The organism is Micromonospora sp. LOL_021 (genome assembly GCF_048060215.1).
In the GTDB taxonomy this organism is placed as follows: domain Bacteria; phylum Actinomycetota; class Actinomycetes; order Mycobacteriales; family Micromonosporaceae; genus Micromonospora_E.
This window is the reverse complement of sequence record NZ_JBHMIN010000029.1, coordinates 22,199-40,750: the sequence shown is the minus strand read 5'-3', so window position 1 is coordinate 40,750 and position 18,552 is coordinate 22,199. Positions and strand designations below refer to the sequence as shown.

Below are 18,552 nucleotides of genomic sequence, written 5' to 3'. Positions count from 1 at the left end.
CCCCCGTGGGCATGCCGGGCCGCCCAGCTCCCCACGCTGCGTCTGGAACGCTAGACCCCGGCGATCGGGCTAGTCAACATTGATTATTGCCACCTGACCTGGTCGCTTCCCGGTCGGCGGCGTCCAGGTCAGCCTGCCACCCGGCCCAGGTGCCGTCAGTCGGCTCCTCCGCCGGGTGATACGACGCCCCTGACTCAATCAACCCGGCGATCCGTTCGCACCACGCGATCTCCCCGGCGACCCGGGCGATCGTCAGCTGCAGCATCCAGCCGACGTGCGGCGGTTTCTGCCGCAACCATCCGGCGGTCAGGTCACTGCGGGTCGCCGCGTTGCCGGCCCGCAGCATCGCGGCCCGGCCCCGCAACATGGCGACCGCCTCCGCCCGGGGCATCGCCGGCAGAAAGGCGAACGCGCTGAGGAACGGATCGGCCGATGGTCGGCAGTCGTGCCAGTGCTGCCGCAGCAACGAGTCGAACTCGTCGACCCCGGCGGCGGTGATCTCGTAGCTGGTCCGCGCCGGCCGGGCACCCACCTGGGCGGTGCCGACCTGGCGGAGCAGCCCTTCCTCGGCGAGCTTGCGCAACGCGTGATAGATCGACCCCGGTGCGACGTTGGCCCAGCTGTCCGCCCGCCAACTGAGCAGCTCACGGCGCACGTCGTAGCCGTGCACCGGTTGCATCCATTTGACCAGACCGAGAATCATCATCCGGGTGGCAGACACATCCGGAGCCTAATCGCCAGTGTGCCATCCCACACTGAGCGCCGGTTTAGTTGATCAAGCAGGCCGTTAGACTCCGGCTTGATCCGTGAGCAAAGGAGAACAGGGCGTGCGCAAAGTTCTCGTCGCGAACCGGGGCGAAATCGCGGTCCGGGTGATCCGCGCCTGCCGGGACGCCGGGCTGGCCAGCGTCGCCGTGTACGCCGACCCGGACCGCTCGGCGGTGCACGCCGGGCTGGCCGACGAGGCGTACGCCCTCGGTGGGGAGACCGCCGCCGACACCTACCTGCGGATCGACAAGCTGCTCGACGTCGCCGCCCGGTCCGGGGCCGACGCCGTCCACCCCGGCTACGGGTTCCTCTCCGAAAACGCCGAATTCGCCGCCGCGGTCATCGACGCCGGGCTGACCTGGATCGGGCCCAGCCCGCAGGCGATCCGCGACCTCGGCGACAAGGTCACCGCCCGGCACATCGCCCAGCGGGCCGGCGCGCCGCTGGTGCCCGGCACCGCCGACCCGGTCGCCGGCCCGGACGAGGTGGTCGCCTTCGCCGAGCAGTACGGCCTGCCGGTGGCGATCAAGGCCGCGTTCGGCGGCGGCGGGCGCGGCCTCAAGGTGGCCCGCGAGATGGCCGAGATCGCCGACCTGTTCGAGTCGGCGACCCGGGAGGCGGTCGCCGCGTTCGGTCGCGGCGAGTGCTTCGTCGAGCGCTACCTGGACCGGCCCCGACACGTCGAGGCGCAGGTCCTCGCTGACCAGCACGGCAACGTGATCGTGGTCGGCACCCGGGACTGTTCGCTGCAACGCCGCCACCAGAAACTCGTCGAGGAGGCGCCGGCGCCGTTCCTCACCGACGCCCAGCATGCCGAGATCCACACCAGCGCCAAGGCGATCTGCCGCGAGGCCGGCTACCACGGTGCCGGCACCGTCGAATACCTGGTCGGCGTCGACGGCACCATCTCCTTCCTGGAGGTCAACACCCGGCTGCAGGTCGAACACCCGGTCACCGAGGAGACCGCCGGCATCGACCTGGTCCGCGAGCAGTTCCGGATCGCCGCCGGTGAGCCGCTGCGGTTCACCGACGACCCGACCCCGCGCGGGCACTCGATCGAGTTCCGGATCAACGGCGAGGACCCGGGCCGCAACTTCCTGCCCGCGCCCGGTGCCATCACCGCGCTGCGGCTGCCGTCCGGCCCCGGGGTACGGGTGGACACCGGCGTCACCGCCGGCGACGTCGTCAGCGGCAACTTCGACTCGCTGCTGGCCAAGCTGATCGTCACCGGCGAGACCCGCACCGAGACGCTGGAACGCGCCCGGCGGGCCCTCGACGAGATGGTCGTCGACGGGATGGCCACCGCCCTGCCGTTCCACCGCCTGGTGGTCCGCGACCCGGCGTTCACCAGCGAGCCGTTCGCCGTACACACCCGGTGGATCGAGACCGAGTTCGACAACACCGTCCCGGCGTTCACCCCGCTGGCGGCGGCCGACACGCCGGCCGAGGCCCGCGAGACCGTCGTGGTCGAGGTCGGCGGCAAACGACTCGAGGTCAGCCTCCCCGCCGGCTTCGGCGGCGGTACGGCCGCCGCGCCGACCGCCGCCCGGCAGCCGGCCCGCCGCCGCGGTGGTGCCAGCGCGGCGGCCGCCGCCAGCGGTGACGCGCTGGTCTCGCCGATGCAGGGCACCATCATCAAGATCGCCGTGGCCGACGGCGATCAGGTCGCCGAGGGCGACCTGGTCGTGGTGTTGGAGGCGATGAAGATGGAACAGCCGATCAACGCGCCCAAGGCCGGCACGGTCAGCGGCCTGTCCGCCGAGGTCGGCGCCGTGGTCAGCGCCGGTGCCACGATCTGCTCGATCAGCTGACGAACCCATGTTGGCCCGCCGGGCGGGCATGATGGCCGAGTGCGGTTCACTTCCGACGTGCCCGGCGCGCACGAGCTCACCTACAACGACGTCTTCCTGGTGCCCAACCGCTCCGACGTGGCGTCCCGCCTCGACGTCGATCTGGCCACCACGGACGGCACCGGCACCACCGTCCCGATCATCGCCGCCAACATGACCGCGGTGGCCGGCCGGCGGATGGCCGAGACCGTCGCTCGGCGGGGCGGCCTGGCGGTGATCCCGCAGGACATCCCGATCGAGGTGATCGCCGAGGTGGTCGCCTGGGTCAAGCGACGGCACCGGGTGCACGACACGGCGCTGACCCTGGCCCCCACCGACACCGTCGGCGACGCCATCCACCTGCTGCCCAAGCGGTCCCACGGCGCGGTGATCGTGGTCGAGGCCGGGCGTCCGGTCGGCATCGTCACCGAGTCCGACTGCGCCGGCGTCGACCGCTTCGCCCAGCTGCGGGACGTGATGTCACGCGAGCCGCTGACCGTGCCGGAGACCACCGACCCGCGTACCGGGTTCGACCTGATGGCGCAGGGCCGGCGGCGGGCCGCGCCGGTGGTCGACGCCGCCGGCCGGCTGGTCGGGGTGCTGACCCGGGCCGGCGCGCTGCGCGCCACCCTGTACCGGCCGGCGGTCGACGATGCCGGCCGGCTACGGGTGGCGGCCGCCGTCGGCATCAACGGCGACGTCACCGGCAAGGCCACCGCGCTGCTCGCCGCCGGGGTCGACACCATCGTGGTGGACACCGCGCACGGCCATCAGGAACGGATGCTGGCCGCGGTACGCGCGGTGCGCAAACTGGACCCGGCGGTGCCGGTGGTGGCCGGCAACGTGGTCACCGCCGCCGGGGTCGACGACCTGATCGACGCCGGTGCCGACATCGTCAAGGTCGGCGTCGGGCCGGGCGCGATGTGCACCACCAGGATGATGACCGGGGTCGGCCGGCCGCAGTTCTCCGCCGTACTGGAATGCGCTGCGGCGGCCCGCCGGCGGGGCCGGCACGTCTGGGCCGACGGTGGGGTACGGCACCCGCGCGACGTGGCGCTGGCCCTGGCCGCCGGCGCGGCCAACGTGATGATCGGCTCCTGGTTCGCCGGCACCTACGAGTCGCCCGGCGATATCTACACCGATCCGGACGGCCGCCGCTACAAGGAGAGTTTCGGTATGGCGTCGGCCCGGGCGGTCAGCGCCCGTACCGCCGACGACAGCCCGTTCGAGCGGGCCCGCAAGGCGGTCTTCGAGGAAGGGATCTCGTCGGCGCGGATGTTCCTCGACCCGGCCCGGCCCGGCGTGGAGGACCTGATCGACGAGATCGTCGCCGGGGTACGCAGCGCCTGCACCTACGTCGGGGCGGCGACCCTGGCCGAGTTCCACGACCGGGCGGTCGTCGGGGTGCAGAGCACCGCCGGCTACACCGAAGGGTTGCCGGTGGCCGGCAGCTGGTGATTGCGGTCCAGTAGCTGGGCGCGGTCCAGTAGCTGGGCGCGGTCGCGGTTCAGCGCAGCCGGGTGATCGCCACCTCGACGCCCTGACCGGTGTTCGCCGGTCCGGCGTACACCCCCTTTCAGCGGTGGCACGTCGCCGTACTCCCGGCCCCGGCCGACCACCACGTGCCGTTCGCCGACCGGGATCCCGTTGGTCGGGTCGAACGCCGTCCACCGGCCGGCCCACCATTCCACCCAGGCGTGGCTCTGCCCGACGACCCGTTCACCGGTCGCCGCGTCCGGGCTGGGGTGCGGGTAGCCGGAGACGTACCGGGCCGGCGTGCAGGTGACCCGCAGCAACCCCACCACCAGGTGGCTGATGCCCTGGCAGACGCCTTTGCGCTGCCGCCAGGCGTGCACCGCGTCAGACTGCACCCCGGTCGAACCGGTGGTGTAGGCGACCTGCTCGCGGACCTGCTCGCAGATCGCCAACGCCGCGGCGTGCGGCGTCAGGTGGGCGGCCCGCACCGACTCGGCCAACGCGGTCAGCTCGTCATCCACGGCGGTACGCGGAGTGGGCAGCAGGAACTCGTGCCACTGGTCCACCTGCTCGGGTCGGGCGAGATCGGCCCAGCCGGCTGAATCCGCCGCGTCGAGCAGGTGCCCCGGCGGCAGGGTCTCCACCGTGGAGATCGCGGCGACCTCCAGCGCGTCGTGCGGGGAGTGCACGTCGAAGGCGGTCACCCCGGTGCCCCAGTAGTCGTCGTACCGGTAGGTGCGGGCCGGTGGGAAGACCTCGACCCGGGCCTCCAGCACCGCCTGGCGGGCCTCGTTGCGTGGCGACATCCGGGCCTCGTTGTACGACGACCCGACCTGGCCGGCGTAGCTGAACCCGGTGCGGTGCTCCACCTTCAGCCGCCAGGAGTGCACGCTCACGCCACCGCCTCCGGAAGCCAGAGCACCGCCGAGGTCTGCCGGAAGTACCGCCGGGACACCGCGTAGTTCAGGTGTGAACAGGTGCGCTCCAGGTTGTCCAGCACGGCGGCCAGATCGGCGAGAAGTTCGTCTGCGCCCCGGAACTCGAGGTTGGTCCGGGCCCGTCCGATGATCCGCTGCGCGTCGGTGACCGCCCCGGACCGGCCGGTCGACCCGGTGCCGACGGTCCGTTCCAGCTCGGCCAGGCAGGACTCGGCGGCGGTCAACGCGGCGAACACCGACCGGGGGAAGAGCCGGTCCAGCAGCAGAAACTCAGCCGCGTGCTGGTCGTCCAGTGAGCCACGGTAGGTGCGAAGGAAGGTCTCCCAGGCACCGCACGAGCGCAGCAGGGTCAACCAGGACGGGATGCTGCCGCCGGCCCGTACGTGGGTGGAGAGCAGCCGGGCGGTCATGTCGACCCGTTCGATGCTGCGTCCGCTGCTGCTCGACCCGACGGCGGGCGTCCGGCAGCCCGTGCCAGGTGGCGTTGAGGCACTCCCACATCTCCGACGAGATCGTCTCCCGAGCACCCCGGGCGTTCTCCCGGGCGGCGGCCAGCGACCCGACGACCGAGCTGGCGTTACGTCCGTCGAGGCCGAGCAGGCCGACGAGCCGCGCCGACGACACCGGCTGGTCGTCGACGTCGACGCCCATCACGCCGAGCAGCGACCGGCAGGCAGTCTCCTCGGCCACCCACGGATCGGAGAAGATCCGGTGCAGGTGTACGTCGAGGATGCGGGAGGTGTCCTCGGCCCGCTCCACGTACCGGCCGATCCAGTAGAGCGACTCGGCGATCCGGCTCAGCATCCACCGCCCTCCCCGCGTACCTGTGGTCCTTGGACCTGCCGTTGTTCCTGCTGCTGCTGTTGTTGCTGCTGCTGCTGTCGGGCGGAGGTCTCGGCGATGCCGGGGCCGGGGTCCGGGGTCGGCGCGGTCGGCGACTGGTCGGCACCGCCGACGGTCAGGTCGGCGAGCACCGGCGCGTCGTCCGGGTGCGGCGTGGCGGTCGGCGACGCCAGCACCCAGGTGTCCTTGGAGGCACCGCCCTGGCTGGAGTTGACCACCAGGGCGCCTTCGGGCAACGCCACCCGGGTCAGGCCGCCGGGCAGTACCCAGACCCGGTCGCCGTCGTTGACCGCGAACGGACGCAGGTCCGGACGTGTCCGTCGCGCCGGTCAGCGCGACCGGTAGGCATCGCCGCGATGCTCGACGGCGGTGACCGTGACCACGTACCGCTCATCATCGATCTCGTAGAGGACCCGGTAGGCGCCGCGCCGGGCCGACCAGGTCCCTTCGTAGGGCGGGAGCATTAGCGGTTTACCGAGCCGGTGCGGGTTGTTGATCAACACAGTGGTGACGAACTCGTAGACGGCTGTCGCGACCTTCTCCGGCAGCCGCCCGGCAAGGGCACGGGCCGCCGGTCCGGCGATACGGATCTGATAGGGCCGCTGGTCCGAGGGCTGACTCACTGGTCACCAGATGACGGAGCCCGGCTGGCCATCAGCGCGGCTACCTGGCTGGCATCCAGTACGTCACCGGCCGCGATGGCCGCCCGGGACTCGGCGAGCTGGCGCATGGCCTCCGGGCTGGAAAGTACGTCCAGAGTCTCCTCCAGCGCGGCGAGATCGTCCGGAGAGATGAGAACCGCGACCGGGCGTCCATGGCGCGTGATCTCGATGCGCTCGTGGGTACGTTCGACTTCCTCGATCAGCTCCGAGAGCCTGTTGCGGGCATCAGTGAACGGCATGATCGTCATGTCGTCAGCCTAACAGAACTGGCGCGAATTCTGTACAGTTTCCGATCGCTCCAGGGTCCGACGAATTACGCAGCGTCACCTCGTGGGTTGGGTTGTCCGACCGAACCTGATGCCACAGGTGCATCTTGATGCACCTGTGGCATCAGGCTTTAAAAGCACCATGGGTCTGGCGACGCCGTAAGGTCCGGCAGCCGTCGCAGTCGATCAGATCGTGCGCTGCGGCTCAGATCGACCGTCGGATGCGGCGGTACTCGGCGGCGGCCCGGCGGATCCGTGCCCACGACAACTGCCGGCAGTCGGTGGTGCCAGGGCAGCCGGTGTGGCAGCGGCGGCCAGCGTCATGCGCTTGCACCGCGCCGGCCGCCGCCTCGTCGAGGTCCCGGTCGGTGACCGGCCCGTCGTCCATCACGGTCACCGCCCCACCCCGCCGGTCACGACAGGTAGTACCGGCCGCCGTTGCCGCCCCGCCGGTCAGCCCGGTCGGTACGGGTCGCCGGCCGACCGGTCCCGGGCCGGGCCGGCTGGTCGGCGTACCGGCGACGGCCGGGCACCGGACGGACGACGTCGACCACGGCGTCGACCCGGAGAAACCACTTGCCGATCATCTTCGCGCTCCTCGTGTCAGCGAGGGCGACGGCCCGGCGGGCACGGGGGAACCCGGCCAGACCGCCGCCGATCTGGGGCCCGTTCCCGCGGATCCCACGCGAGGGCATTCGCGGGGTACCGAGCAGGACCGGGCCGTACGGGCCGCACGCCCTGCGGCGCTCCAGCGCAGCTACACGACCCGCACGTAGAGTGCCGGCCACGACGCGTGGCGGTCTACCGATCGCACAGTTACGCGGACGGTGCGGACAGAGCGCGGACACCTGCGGACGCCCTGGCGGCGAGGCGGTCGTCCCCTGTGGTGGCCGCTACCGAGGCAGCCTCGGTGTACGCCTGCTCCGCCGCTCGACGGTCGCCGATGTGTGCGTGGGCACCGCCAAGGTCGCACAGGTGTGCGCCGGACCAACCGGGCCGCCGCCGGTCCGGCGCGAGGCCGGTGGCAAGCAGTTCTACGGCCTTCTCGGCGTAGCCCGGATGGCCGGCGTCGGCGAGGTGCAGGAGGACGACGCCCTTCTGTACCAGGAAGAACGCGCCGGTATGAAAGTAGTTCCAGGGCGGCACCGGACGCTCGAACTGCCGGGTAGCGTGCTCGGCGGACCGGTCCAGGACGCCGAGCACTGCGCTGGGCCGATGCCCGCAGGAGGCCATACCGCGCGCCTCCTGACCGGCACTGTACGCCAGCTGGCCAGGGTGGACACCCGGCTGGCGCTGCGCGGCCTGCGACAGCGAGATCATCGCGCCAGCCTGGCCCTGATGCTCGGCGGCGTAGCCACGGAAGCTCAGGATCGTGGCGGCGAGGTCGGTGTCTCCGGTCTCGGCGGTCCACGCGAGCCCGGCAGCCCACGTCCGCTCAGCTCCGGCGGCGTCGCCCACTGCTGCGTACAACCAGCCAACGAATTGCGCCCACTGCCCCGCGACGTCGACCAGGGCGCGCCGGTTCGCGCCGGCAGCGTCGCGGACGAGGCCCGTGATGACGTCGAGCTGCATCGCGGCCGCCAGGAGCACCGAGCCCGAGCCGACCGCGTCGTCCAGTCGCCGCTGGGCCGCGAGCAGATCGGCGAGTGCCGCAATTCCGCCTGCGCTGATCTGGTTGGTGCGGCTCGCGTGGTGCAGCCGGGCGACCTGGTCGCCGTCGAGCACCGTGGCCGGTGTGTGGATCATCGCGGTGAGCCGTCCTCCGGCCTTGAGCGCGTCGTCGAGACGCGCAAGCAGCTCGGGCGGTGGCTTTCGGCGGCTCTGCTCGATGTCGTGCAAATGTGACCGGCTGGAGTAGACGATCCGGGCGAGGTCACGTAGTGACAGGCCTGCCTGCTCCCGTAGCGCCCGCAGTGTCGCGGGTAGACGCGGGTCGACGACGCGCACAGAGCCCCTCCCACACGGATGTTGACGGCTGGCCACTGCACCGGCCAGCGTCCTCATCGCGACGGTACGCCGGACCGGCCACCGCCGCTACGCTGCTCGGTAGGGGTCGGCCTGCACGCCGACCCCGTCGTATCGTCCGGGTGCTCGGCAGTTGCTTCGCGCCGTCGAGGGAACCGTCATTGTTGTCTGAACGGGCCCGAGACAACAATGTGGGTTCCCTCGGCACCTGGCCACGCGACGCCGGCTCGCCCTCGCCAGTTCGACCAGCACCGCGAGGCGGGGGCGGGCTGCCGGCACGGGACCTGCCGGCAGCCCGGGCGTCGTCCGCGACCACCGGGAACGGGGGGATCCGTGGGTAGCGGATGTTGCCGCGTCAACCGTACGCCTTCCTGGCCGATCCGCGCCGCCCCCGAAAGTTCCTAATCAATCACTCTTCGTCATGCCACATGAGCTGACGTGCGGCTTCAGCGACTGATCCGGACAACGAAGGATAAATTGTGATTGTGTGCGCCAACTGGCTCACCGTCATGTGGTTCTCCACCGCGACGGTGATCGGCATGATCAACTCGCTGGCCTTGGGGGCCACCACCACCCCGCCGATGATCTGCCCGCTGGCCGGGCGGCAGAACAGCTTGACGAAGCCGTCCCGCAGGTCGGCCATCTTCGCTCGGGCGTTGCCGGCCAGCGGCAGCATCACCTGCCGGGCCTGCACCCGCCCGTCGTCCACCTCGTCCTGGGACACCCCGACGGTGGCCAGCTCCGGATCGGTGAAGACGTTCGCCGCGACGGTACGCAGCCGCAGCGGCACCACCGCCTCGCCGAGCGCGTGCCACATCGCGATCCGGCCCTGCATCGCCGCGACGCTGGCCAGCGGCAGCACGCCGGTGCAGTCGCCGGCGGCGTAGATGCCCGGCACGTTGGTACGCGACACCCGGTCCACCGGCACGTGCCCACTGTCCGCGACGGTCACCCCGTACTCGGCGAGCCCCAGGTCCGCCGTGTTCGGCACCGAGCCGACCGCGATCAGCGCGTGCGAGGCGGTCACCGTACGGCCGTCGCTGAGCCGCACCTCGACGCCGTCGCCGACCCGGCTGACCGCGTCGGCGCGCGAGTTGTTCAGGATCGTCATGCCCCGGGCCCGGAACACCTGCTCGATCGCCATCGCCGCGTCGGCGTCCTCGTGCGGCATCACCCGGTCCCGGCTGGAGACGAGGGTCACCGGCACCCCCATCGCCAGGTACGCGCTGGCGAACTCGGCACCGGTCACCCCGGAACCGACCACTACCAGGTGCTCGGGCAGCGCCGGCAGGTCGTAGACCTGCCGCCAGGTCAGGATGCGTTCGCCGTCGGGCACGGCGGTGGGCAGTTGCCGGGGGGTGGCACCGGTGGCGACCAGTACGGTCGACGCCTCGATCGGGTACTCAGCGTCACCACTGTCGGGGCTGACGAGCACCCGGTGGGTGTGACCGAGCGTGTCCTCACCGAGTCGGGCCCGCCCCGCGACGAATGTCACACCGGCTTTGACGAGTTTGCTGTGTACGTCGGCCGACTGGGCCAGTGCGAGCCGCTTGACCCGCGCGTGCACTGCGGCGGCGTCGACGGTGACCGCCTCCAGCCCATCGGAGTCGATGCCGAACTCCTCGGTGTCCCGGTACCCGGTGACCACCTCTGAGCTGGCGATGAAGGTCTTGGATGGGACGCAGTCGGACAGCACGCAGGCGCCGCCGGCCCCGTCCGCCTCGACCACCGTGACGTCGGCCCGCAGCTGTGCCGCGACCAACGCCGCCTCGTAGCCGGCCGGGCCACCGCCGATTATCACTATCCGCTTCAAAACGACTCTCTCCCCAAACTCGAACTTTTGCTGACGAAACACCCGGCTGACTACGGCCGCCGACCGGTCGCCCGACACGCGACACGCTCACTCGTATTCTCCCCCACCCCCCTGCCGGGCTATCGTCATCGCCGTGCGTCACTACGCCGCGTATGGCTCAAACCTCGACCCTGCTCGGATGCGTGCTTACTGTCCGCATTCGCCAATGGTGGGCACCGGCTGGCTGGAAGGCTGGCGGCTCACCTTCGCCGGTGAGGGGGTGATCGGCTGGGAGGGAGCGGTCACCACCATCGTGGAGTCGCCCGGCGACCGAGTCTTCGTCGCACTCTACGACGTACACCCGTGGGACGCCGCGCAGCTCGACGAGGTCGAGGGCGCGTTGTCCGGCACCTACCGGCGGCTGACCGTACGGGCGGTCACCCTCGATGGTGCGGTCACCGCCTGGGTCTACGTCTTCGACGGGTACGAGGGCGGGCTGCCCACCGCCTGGTACCTGTCGGAGATCGCCAACGCCGCCGAAAAGGCCGGCGCGCCGGACGACTACGTCGCCGAGCTACGGAAGCGACCCACCCGTACCGCCACCGCCTGACCTGCCTTCCGCCGGTCGACCGGTCGCCGGCCGCACGTGGGACAGCGCGGCGTGCAGCAGCTCGACGAGTTCCCGCCGGTGCTCCGCACGCAGCGCGGCGAACGCCTGACCGGTGATCCGGTTGGTCACCCGGTCCGCCCACAACCGGCGGCGGATCAGCGGGCCGACCGGTGGCCACGGCGGCGACCACCCGGCCGCGACCGCGGCCTTCGTCCCGTCCGGGCCGCCCAGCAGCGCCTCCACCGGCGTCAGCCCGGCCACCCGTACCGCCATCAGGTGTGCCCCGGAGCGGTGCTCGGCGAGCAGTCGCACCGCGACGGCGGCCCGCGCCCCGGCCGTGTCGTCCGGCCGGGACATCGCCCGCCAGGCGGCGAACAGCGGCATCGCGGTCGCGTCCGCCGCCCCCACCACCGCCTCGGCCAGCTCGGCCAGCCGGTCCACCTGCGGGCAGTCGCCGAGCAGCTCGACACCCCACCGGCAGCATTCGGCCATGCTCACCGCCGCCACCTCGGTCGGGTCTATCACCGCGCCGGCGGCCTGCCAGCCGTCGGCCACCGCGTCGGCGGCGATGAATCCGAGCACGGCCGCGACCGTTTCGGCCGGTACGCCGCCGAGCACCCCGGCCCGACCGGCGATGTGGAACGCCCAGCCGCTGAGCCCCAGTTGGCGCGCCCGGCTCAACGTGCGCGGACATTCCTGGTACGCCGTACTCAACTCGTGCAGGCTGCGCCGGCACGCGCCGGCCGCCTGATCGGGAATCACCGCGTCATCGCCTTTCGCCCACCCGCCCGGCCGGTCACCGCCACCGGCTCTCCGGTCAGCGGTCGGTCTGCGGCCCGGGCAGGTCCTCCAGCGCGGCTGCCACGTCGCCGGCGTACCGTCGGGCGGCAACGGCTGCCCGTTCCGCAGTCTTGCGCGCCACCTTACGACGGGCATGCTCCCGCTCGGCTGCTGAGCGTCGCCGTTCCCATTCGGCCAGTTGACGCTGCGCCTCGGCGACGGCGTCGGCCGCGGCCTGCTCGGCGGCGACGGCCCGGTCGAGTTCGGAGCGGGCGGCCCGCTGGCCGGCCTCGGCTTTGTCCAGCTCGTCGACCAACCGCTGCCGGCGGGCGGCCAGCGCACGAGCAGCCTTGTCCGCCGCCCGCTCAGGCTCGGCCGGCCGGGTCGGCTGATCGGCGGCGGCCACCTCGTCGTCCGGGCCGACCAGCCGCAACCGGGGCCGCGGGACCTCGCCGAAACCGGCGTAGTCGACCGCGCGGACCAGCCGGCCGGACCGCACCTGGGCGGCGATCTCCTCGTCGGCGAGGGCGGCGGACAGGGTCGCCTCGACCTCGCCCAACGGCAGCTTCGTCGACGCCACCGCCGGGTCCTCCGCGACGGCCAGCTCCCGGCACTCGGCCACCAGCCCGTCGACCAGCGCCCGCCGCCGGGTCGACAGCTCCCGCAGGGCCGGGCCCCGCAGCTCCCGCTGGGCGGCGCGCAACTGCCCGGACAGCTCCACCAGACCGTCGAGCAGGTCGGCGCGGCGCAGGGCGAGCAGGTTGACCAGCCAGGCGGCCACCGTCGGTTTGCGGAGCTTGCCGATGGCCCGGGCGGTGTCCGGGTCGCTGCCCCGGGCAGCCGAGACGGCCTCGGTACGGGCCGCGACGAACCGCGCGGGCGGTACCGCGTACAGCTGTCGCACCACCTCGGCGGGCACTACGCTGCCGGTCACGGCGCCCGGCTCAGCGTACCGAGGTGCCGGCCGGCAGCCGGGCGTAGTCGCAGCCGGCCAGCTTGGTCATGTTGCCGTCGGTGACCTTGTGCCCGGCGTCGTTGAGCAACCCGTCGTGCAGCGCGAGCGCCCGGCGCGGGGCCACCGCGCGGACGAACCCGACCGCCTCGGAGAGCTTCAGCCAGGGCGCGGAGACCGGCACGAACAGGGTGTCCACCTCGGCGTCGGTAGGCACGTCGAACGAGTCACCCGGGTGGTAGACCGAGTCGGCGATCAGGAAGCCGAGGTTGGGCACCCGGGGCAGGTCGGGGTGGATCTCGGCGTGCCATCCCCCGTACGCCCGGACCGGGACACCGGCGGCCTCGAAGCGCTCCCCGGACTCGACGGCGGTCGCCACCTCACCGAGTCCGTCCAGCTTGGACACAACCGAGGGATGGGTGTGGATGGTCACCGAGGGTCGTCGGGCGAGCGCATCGGTCAACTGGCCGACGTCGAGGTGGTCGAAGTGTTCGTGGGTGACGAGGACCGCGTCGACACCGTCGAGCGCGGCCGGCTCGCTGAACGCGCCCGGGTCGATCACCAGCACCGCGCCGTCGTGTTCCACCCGTACGCAGGAATGCCCGAACTTGGTCAGTCGCACCGTGACCCCCTGTGAGCCGAATCGTGATCTGCCGCCTCGCAGTCTGCCGGAACCGGCCGGCTCGCGCCGCGCGTCTGAACGACACCTGGTGAAAGCGTATGACGATTCCGAGGAGCACCCCTTGACAGTGAACAACGCAAGACGAGGCCGGTGGCGCCAGCGTGGCCGACGCGGCGCGGCGACCGGGACGGCGGCCCTGCTCGCCCTGCTGATCCTGACCGGTTGCTCGGGATCGGAGGACTCCGGGATCAGCAGCTCCGCCGACATGCCGCAACGGGCCGAGCCGGCACCGGCGGGTGGTGCGCCGGGCGACGGCGGGCTGACCGGCGGGGACGATGCGGGCGGCGAGGAGGCAGCCGGAGCGGACCCGGCCGGCGGCGGTGAGCGGGGCGGCCAGGCCGACCGGCCGGACGGGACCTCGCCGGTCGACCTGGCGGTGGGCAACCGGTCGATCATCTACTCCGGGTCGATCACCGTGCAGGTGACCGACGTGCCGGCGAAGGCCGGCGAGGCGGCGACGATCGCCACCTCGGTCGGCGGGTTCGTCGGGCGCGACCAACGCTCCGAGTACGAGTCGTACGGCCGGGCCACGCTGGAGCTGCGGGTGCCGGCGGAGCAGTTCGACCAGGTCGTCGACCGGCTGTCCCGCCTCGGCGAGGAAGTCAGCCGGGAGCTGACCACCCAGGACGTCACCGAGGAGGTGCTGGACCTGGACGCCCGGATCACCACCCAGCAGGCCCGGGTGCGCAGCGGCCGGGCGCTACTGGCCGAGGCGGAGACCCTGGCCGACCTGGTGATGCTGGAGTCGGAGCTGGCCAAGCGGGAGGCGGATCTGGCGTCGCTGGAGGCCCGCAAACGTGGCCTGGACGACCTGGTGACGCTGTCCCGGATCACCGTCGAGCTGGTCGGCCCGGACGCGCCGCCACCGGTCGACGACGAGTCGGAGCTGGGGTTCCTGGCCGGGCTGGGGGCCGGTTGGCGGGCGTTCGTCGGATCGATGCAGGTGCTGGTCACCGTGCTCGGCGCGCTGCTGCCATGGCTGATCGCTCTCGGCGTACCCGCGGTGGGGGTGTTCTGGCTGGTGCGGAAGACGCGGGGCCGGTCCCGGCCGGTCCCGGCCGTCACCGCACCGGCCGTCACCGCACCCGCTGGCGGCGCACCGGTGCCGGCACCGCGAGGTGACGACGGCGGTACGGAAGGTGACCGCACGGACGACAGCCGAGTCACCGGCGACGCGCCGGTCAGCTAATCCGCCGGTCAGTCGGCCGCGGCCAGCTGCAGCACGGTGTGGACGAGCAGGCGGACGCCGACGGCGATCGCCCGCTCGTCCACGTCGAACGAGGCGCGGTGCAGGTCGCTGCCGGCCTCGGCGCGGCCAACGCCGAGCCGGGCCAGGGCACCCGGCACGTACTCCAGGTACCAGGAGAAGTCCTCGCCACCCATGCTCTGCGGGGTGTCGGCGACCGCGGCGGGGCCGAGGGCCGCCGCGGTGGCGGCGGTGAGTACGCCGATCGCGGCGGCATCGTTGATCACCGGTGGTCGACCGCGCAGGTACTCGATGTCGACCGTCGCGCCGGTCGGGGCGACCACTTCCCGGATGATCTGGGTGACGATGTCCGGTGCGGCGTCCCAGGTCGGCCGGTCGAGTACCCGCAGGGTGCCGGCGGCGCTGGCCTCGTTGGGAATCACGTTGTACTGGGTGCCGGCGGACGCCTGACCGAAGACCAGCAGCAGGCCGGCGTTGGCCGGCACCCGCCGGTTGACCAGCGCGGGCACCTCGGTGACCAGCCGGCCCAGGGCGTTGACCAGGTCGACGGTCAGGTGCGGGCGGGCGGTGTGACCGCCCGGACCGGACAGCCGCACGCTGATGTTGTCCGCCGCGGCGGTGATCGGGCCGACCCGCAGCCCGACCCGGCCGACCGGCAGGTTCGGGTCGCAGTGCAGCGCGAAGATCTGGGTGACGTCCTCGAGCCCGCCGGCCGCGATGACCTCCAGCGAGCCGCAGGGCAGGATCTCCTCCGCCGGTTGGAAGATCAGCCGGACCCGCTGGCGCAGCTCGCCGCGGTCGGCGAGCTGGGCGAGCAGCATCGCCACGCCGAGCAGTACGGTCGTGTGCACGTCGTGCCCGCAGGCGTGGCAGACGCCCGGCACGGTCGACCGGTACGGCACGTCCTTGACGTCGGCCAGCGGCAGTGCGTCGATGTCGGCACGCAGCGCGACCACCGGGCCGTCGGCGGGGCCGGCGTCGATGTCGCAGATGACGCCGTTGCCCTTGGGCAGCAGCCGCGCGGTGAGCCCCATCCTGGTGAGCTGGTTGGCGATGAACGCGGCGGTCTCGAACTCGTGGCCGGACAGCTCCGGGTGGGCGTGCAGGTGCCGCCGGATCGCGGTCAACTGCCGCCCGCGGACATCGAGCAACTGGTCCAGCCCGGCCGGCAGGGGGTGGGCACCTGGCAGTGGATCGGGCCAGGACGACGCCATCTCGCTGCCGGTGGGCAACGTCAACGCACTCGTCACGTCAGATTCTCGATCACTGTGGATGGGATGGGACTCCGACAGCCTAGACCGGGGACGGTAACGCTGCGCAACGTCATTCGGGTAGTGACCGCATCGCGTATTGTCATGGAATGCCTGGTAGAGGCGATCGGACCGCTGCGGTCCGCCCCGAATGTCACCATCGTAGGCAGCCATGGGTCCCACACCTCCTACGCCGAGTAACGAGCCACGCAGCGACCCGGCTGCCGGTTCGACCAAAAACTGACAGATATCTGACTGTCGAGACACCCCCCGGTCGGGGCATGCCATCTGATAACGACACCGTGACGGGTTGCGCACCTAGAGTCCGATCCGGTGTACATTGGGCTACCACACAACGACACAGAGTGGACTTCTCACCAACCTCGGCGCGTAGCTTTCGTTCCGCCGAGCGACCCAGCAAGATAGAGGGGTTGGTTCCCCGGCCCCTCAATTTCTCTCGGCGGCATTTCCTGTGACTCAGATTCCGACGTGGAGTGGCGGACCAGTCAGCTCTACCAGCGCACGGGCGGCACCCGGCACCACCATCGGTGGCCGGTACTCGCTGCGTGCCGCGGTCGGGCACGGTGGCATGGGCACCGTCTGGCGCGCCACCGACACCCTGCTCCGACGCGACGTGGCGGTCAAGGAGGTCGTCCTCCCCCCAGGGCTGGCCCCCAGCGACCGCGACGCGATGTACGAACGCACCCTGCGGGAGGCCCGTGCGGCCGCCGCACTGCAGCACCCGGCCGTGGTCCAGGTCTACGACGTGGTCACCGAGGGTGGCCGCCCGTGGATCGTGATGGAGCTGCTGGACGCCCGCAGCCTCGCCGACATGGTCATCGAGGACGGCCCGGTCGCCCAGCGCGCGGTCGCCAAGATCGGCATCGCGCTGCTCGGCGCGTTGGAGGTCGCCCACGCCATCGGCGTGCTGCACCGCGACGTCAAGCCGGCCAACGTGCTGATCTGCACCGACGGTCGCTGCGTACTCACCGACTTCGGTGTCGCCCGGATGCCCACCGACGTCCAGCTCACCACGCCCGGGATGGTGCTCGGCTCGCCGCACTTCATCTCTCCCGAGCGGGCCATGGGCCAGGACTTCGGGCCGCCGAGTGATCTGTTCTCCCTCGGCGTCACGCTCTACACCGCCGTCGAGGGGCGCCCACCCTTCGACAAGGGCGACCCGATCGAGACCATGCACGCCGTCGTCGAGGACCCGCCCGCCGTCCCGGTGCGCTCCGGCCCGCTCACCGAGGTGCTCTTCGGCCTGCTGGAGAAGGACCCGGCGCGACGCTTCGACGTACCGACCGCCCGGAGCATGCTGCGCGAACTGCTCGCCGGGCCGTTGGCCAGCAAGGCCCCGGCCAACCTGGTCACCGACCCGTACGCGGTGGTCTCGGTGCAGCGGCCGCCCAGTTGGCAGCAGCAGGCCCCACCGGCACCGCCGGCGCAGCCCCAGCCGAGTGGCAGGATCGGCGGCCGGGCGATGATCGGCCCGGACGAGTCGCTCACCGACCGCCTCGCCGAGTTGCGCAAGGCCGGTCGGCAGATGCCGAGCGCGGCGCAGTGGTCCGCCGCCGGGCTGGACAACGCCAACCCGACCTCGCCGGCGGCCGGAGCGACCGCCGCGATGCCGATCAGCCAGGCCGGCGTACCCGGTCCGCGTGGGCAGCAGCCGGGCCGGCACGGCCACGGCCAGCAGAGCGGTCACGGCCAGCAAGGCGGCCAGGGCCAGCAGGGCAGCCAGGGCGGTGCGCTGCTCAGCCCGACCGGGGCGATGCCGGCGCCGAGCTGGGGCGACGGGCAGCAGGGCTGGGACCAACCGCCGGCCGGTCGGCCGGCACCGGGAGGTGCCACCACCGCCGGGGCGATGCTGGACAAGGCGATCGCCGGGCTCCGGCAGGGCACCGGCAGCACCGTCGAGAAGGTGAAGAGCTGGGACCGGAAGGTGCAGATCGGCGCGGCGGCCGGCGCCACCCTGCTGATCCTGCTGCTGTCCGTGACGCTGTTCAACAGCGGCTCCGGCGAACCCCAGCAGCCGACGCTGACCGCGCCGCAGATCACCGAGGAGCCCGTGCCGGCCATCCCGACGAAGACCGTCAACGAGCGCGGCGTCACCGTCGACGTGCCGGAGAACTGGGAGAAGGCCAGCGGCGGGCTGTACACCGATTTCACCGACCCGGACGACACGGGCCGGAAGGTCCGGATCGTGGTCGAGCCGTCCGGTTCGTCGGTGCAACGTTGGGCCGAGGTCGCCGAGAAGGGCCTGAAGCGGCCGGAGTCACAGTCCTGCGCCCGCCCGTACGCCCAGCTCGACATGACCACCGACGTCGAGCTGGCCGGTCGGCAGGCCGTCCAGTTCGAGTACACCTGCGGTGACGGCGACAACAAACGGCACGGCGTGTGGCGGGCGGTCGTCGCCAACGGCAAGGCGTACTCCTTCTTCCTCACCACCCCGGACGCGCGGTTCGAGGAGAGCCTGCCGGTCTTCGAGGAGATGGTCCGGACCTTCCAGCTCGCCGAGGCCGGCTGACC

At 72.0% G+C, this 18,552-nt stretch carries 18 protein-coding genes and 2 pseudogenes; 5 read left to right on the top strand and 15 right to left on the bottom strand.

The genetic code is table 11. The features are described from left to right. Positions 1-73: 73 nt before the first annotated feature. Positions 74-721, bottom strand: coding sequence for a PadR family transcriptional regulator (locus ACFHWT_RS19290; protein WP_416596051.1), 648 nt, complete (start codon positions 719-721; stop codon positions 74-76). A gap of 106 nt (positions 722-827) precedes the next feature. Here ACFHWT_RS19290 and ACFHWT_RS19285 point away from each other — a divergent pair, with 106 nt between their 5' ends. Next, positions 828-2,579: an acetyl/propionyl/methylcrotonyl-CoA carboxylase subunit alpha gene (locus ACFHWT_RS19285; RefSeq protein WP_416596050.1), complete on the top strand. Its 1,752-nt coding sequence runs from the start codon at positions 828-830 to the stop codon at positions 2,577-2,579. A 39-nt stretch (positions 2,580-2,618) separates the two neighbouring features. Beyond that, positions 2,619-4,055, top strand: a complete 1,437-nt coding sequence (locus tag ACFHWT_RS19280; protein WP_416596049.1) for a GuaB1 family IMP dehydrogenase-related protein — start codon at positions 2,619-2,621, stop codon at positions 4,053-4,055. On the opposite strand, the gene ACFHWT_RS19275 is transcribed toward ACFHWT_RS19280, so the two are convergent. The 10 genes and pseudogenes from ACFHWT_RS19275 to ACFHWT_RS19230 form a co-directional block, all read right to left on the bottom strand. Continuing rightward, positions 4,019-4,969, bottom strand: a complete 951-nt coding sequence (locus ACFHWT_RS19275; RefSeq protein ID WP_416596048.1) for a transglutaminase family protein — start codon at positions 4,967-4,969, stop codon at positions 4,019-4,021. The genes ACFHWT_RS19280 and ACFHWT_RS19275 overlap by 37 nt on opposite strands. Then, a complete protein-coding gene (locus ACFHWT_RS19270) occupies positions 4,966-5,421 on the bottom strand; it encodes an alpha-E domain-containing protein (RefSeq protein ID WP_416596047.1) in 456 nt (151 codons plus the stop codon). The genes ACFHWT_RS19275 and ACFHWT_RS19270 overlap by 4 nt, the downstream gene beginning before the upstream one ends. Before the next feature lie 97 nt (positions 5,422-5,518). After that, positions 5,519-5,815, bottom strand: a pseudogene (locus tag ACFHWT_RS19265) (alpha-E domain-containing protein); the annotation flags it as partial. Then, positions 5,809-6,162: pseudogene (locus ACFHWT_RS19260) on the bottom strand (hypothetical protein); the annotation flags it as partial. The pseudogenes ACFHWT_RS19260 and ACFHWT_RS19265, both read right to left, overlap by 7 nt. 21 nt (positions 6,163-6,183) lie before the next feature. Then, on the bottom strand, positions 6,184-6,477 hold the full coding sequence (locus ACFHWT_RS19255; RefSeq protein WP_305036225.1) for a type II toxin-antitoxin system RelE family toxin: 294 nt from the start codon (positions 6,475-6,477) through the stop codon (positions 6,184-6,186). Then, positions 6,474-6,764 (bottom strand): type II toxin-antitoxin system Phd/YefM family antitoxin, encoded by a 291-nt coding sequence (locus ACFHWT_RS19250; protein WP_123605419.1) that lies wholly within the window; start codon positions 6,762-6,764, stop codon positions 6,474-6,476. The genes ACFHWT_RS19255 and ACFHWT_RS19250 overlap by 4 nt, the downstream gene beginning before the upstream one ends. Before the next feature lie 223 nt (positions 6,765-6,987). Next, on the bottom strand, positions 6,988-7,179 hold the full coding sequence (locus tag ACFHWT_RS19245; protein WP_416596046.1) for a hypothetical protein: 192 nt from the start codon (positions 7,177-7,179) through the stop codon (positions 6,988-6,990). Between the two features lie 16 nt (positions 7,180-7,195). Then, entirely contained in the window at positions 7,196-7,369 is a 174-nt protein-coding gene (locus tag ACFHWT_RS19240) for a hypothetical protein (RefSeq protein WP_416596045.1), read from the bottom strand. 229 nt (positions 7,370-7,598) lie between these two features. Continuing rightward, entirely contained in the window at positions 7,599-8,729 is a 1,131-nt protein-coding gene (locus ACFHWT_RS19235) for a helix-turn-helix domain-containing protein (protein ID WP_416596044.1), read from the bottom strand. A gap of 427 nt (positions 8,730-9,156) precedes the next feature. Continuing rightward, positions 9,157-10,560 (bottom strand): NAD(P)H-quinone dehydrogenase, encoded by a 1,404-nt coding sequence (locus ACFHWT_RS19230; protein WP_416596043.1) that lies wholly within the window; start codon positions 10,558-10,560, stop codon positions 9,157-9,159. A gap of 133 nt (positions 10,561-10,693) precedes the next feature. Between ACFHWT_RS19230 and ACFHWT_RS19225 the strand changes: the two genes are divergently transcribed. Next, the gene (locus tag ACFHWT_RS19225) at positions 10,694-11,149 is read left to right on the top strand and encodes a gamma-glutamylcyclotransferase family protein (RefSeq protein ID WP_278167063.1); all 456 of its coding nucleotides are present in this window, start codon (positions 10,694-10,696) and stop codon (positions 11,147-11,149) included. Here the strand turns inward: ACFHWT_RS19225 and ACFHWT_RS19220 are convergent. Genes ACFHWT_RS19220 through ACFHWT_RS19210 form a run of 3 tightly spaced genes read right to left on the bottom strand, consistent with a single transcriptional unit; the run spans position 11,114 to position 13,503 of the window. Continuing rightward, positions 11,114-11,911, bottom strand: a complete 798-nt coding sequence (locus tag ACFHWT_RS19220) for an SCO6745 family protein (RefSeq protein WP_416596042.1) — start codon at positions 11,909-11,911, stop codon at positions 11,114-11,116. The two genes, ACFHWT_RS19225 and ACFHWT_RS19220, sit on opposite strands and share 36 nt — an antisense overlap. Positions 11,912-11,966: 55 nt before the next feature. Beyond that, entirely contained in the window at positions 11,967-12,863 is an 897-nt protein-coding gene (locus ACFHWT_RS19215) for a hypothetical protein (RefSeq protein ID WP_416596041.1), read from the bottom strand. A gap of 10 nt (positions 12,864-12,873) precedes the next feature. Beyond that, on the bottom strand, positions 12,874-13,503 hold the full coding sequence (locus tag ACFHWT_RS19210; RefSeq protein ID WP_416596040.1) for an MBL fold metallo-hydrolase: 630 nt from the start codon (positions 13,501-13,503) through the stop codon (positions 12,874-12,876). Positions 13,504-13,630: 127 nt separating this feature from the next. Between ACFHWT_RS19210 and ACFHWT_RS19205 the strand changes: the two genes are divergently transcribed. After that, complete coding sequence (locus ACFHWT_RS19205) at positions 13,631-14,752, top strand: DUF4349 domain-containing protein (RefSeq protein ID WP_416596039.1); 1,122 nt, start codon at positions 13,631-13,633, stop codon at positions 14,750-14,752. An 8-nt stretch (positions 14,753-14,760) separates the two neighbouring features. On the opposite strand, the gene ACFHWT_RS19200 is transcribed toward ACFHWT_RS19205, so the two are convergent. Then, positions 14,761-16,020, bottom strand: a complete 1,260-nt coding sequence (locus tag ACFHWT_RS19200; protein ID WP_416596038.1) for an amidohydrolase — start codon at positions 16,018-16,020, stop codon at positions 14,761-14,763. A gap of 472 nt (positions 16,021-16,492) precedes the next feature. On the opposite strand from ACFHWT_RS19200, the gene ACFHWT_RS19195 reads away from it, so the two are divergent. Continuing rightward, positions 16,493-18,550 (top strand): protein kinase domain-containing protein, encoded by a 2,058-nt coding sequence (locus ACFHWT_RS19195; protein ID WP_416596037.1) that lies wholly within the window; start codon positions 16,493-16,495, stop codon positions 18,548-18,550. Positions 18,551-18,552: the final 2 nt, after the last annotated feature.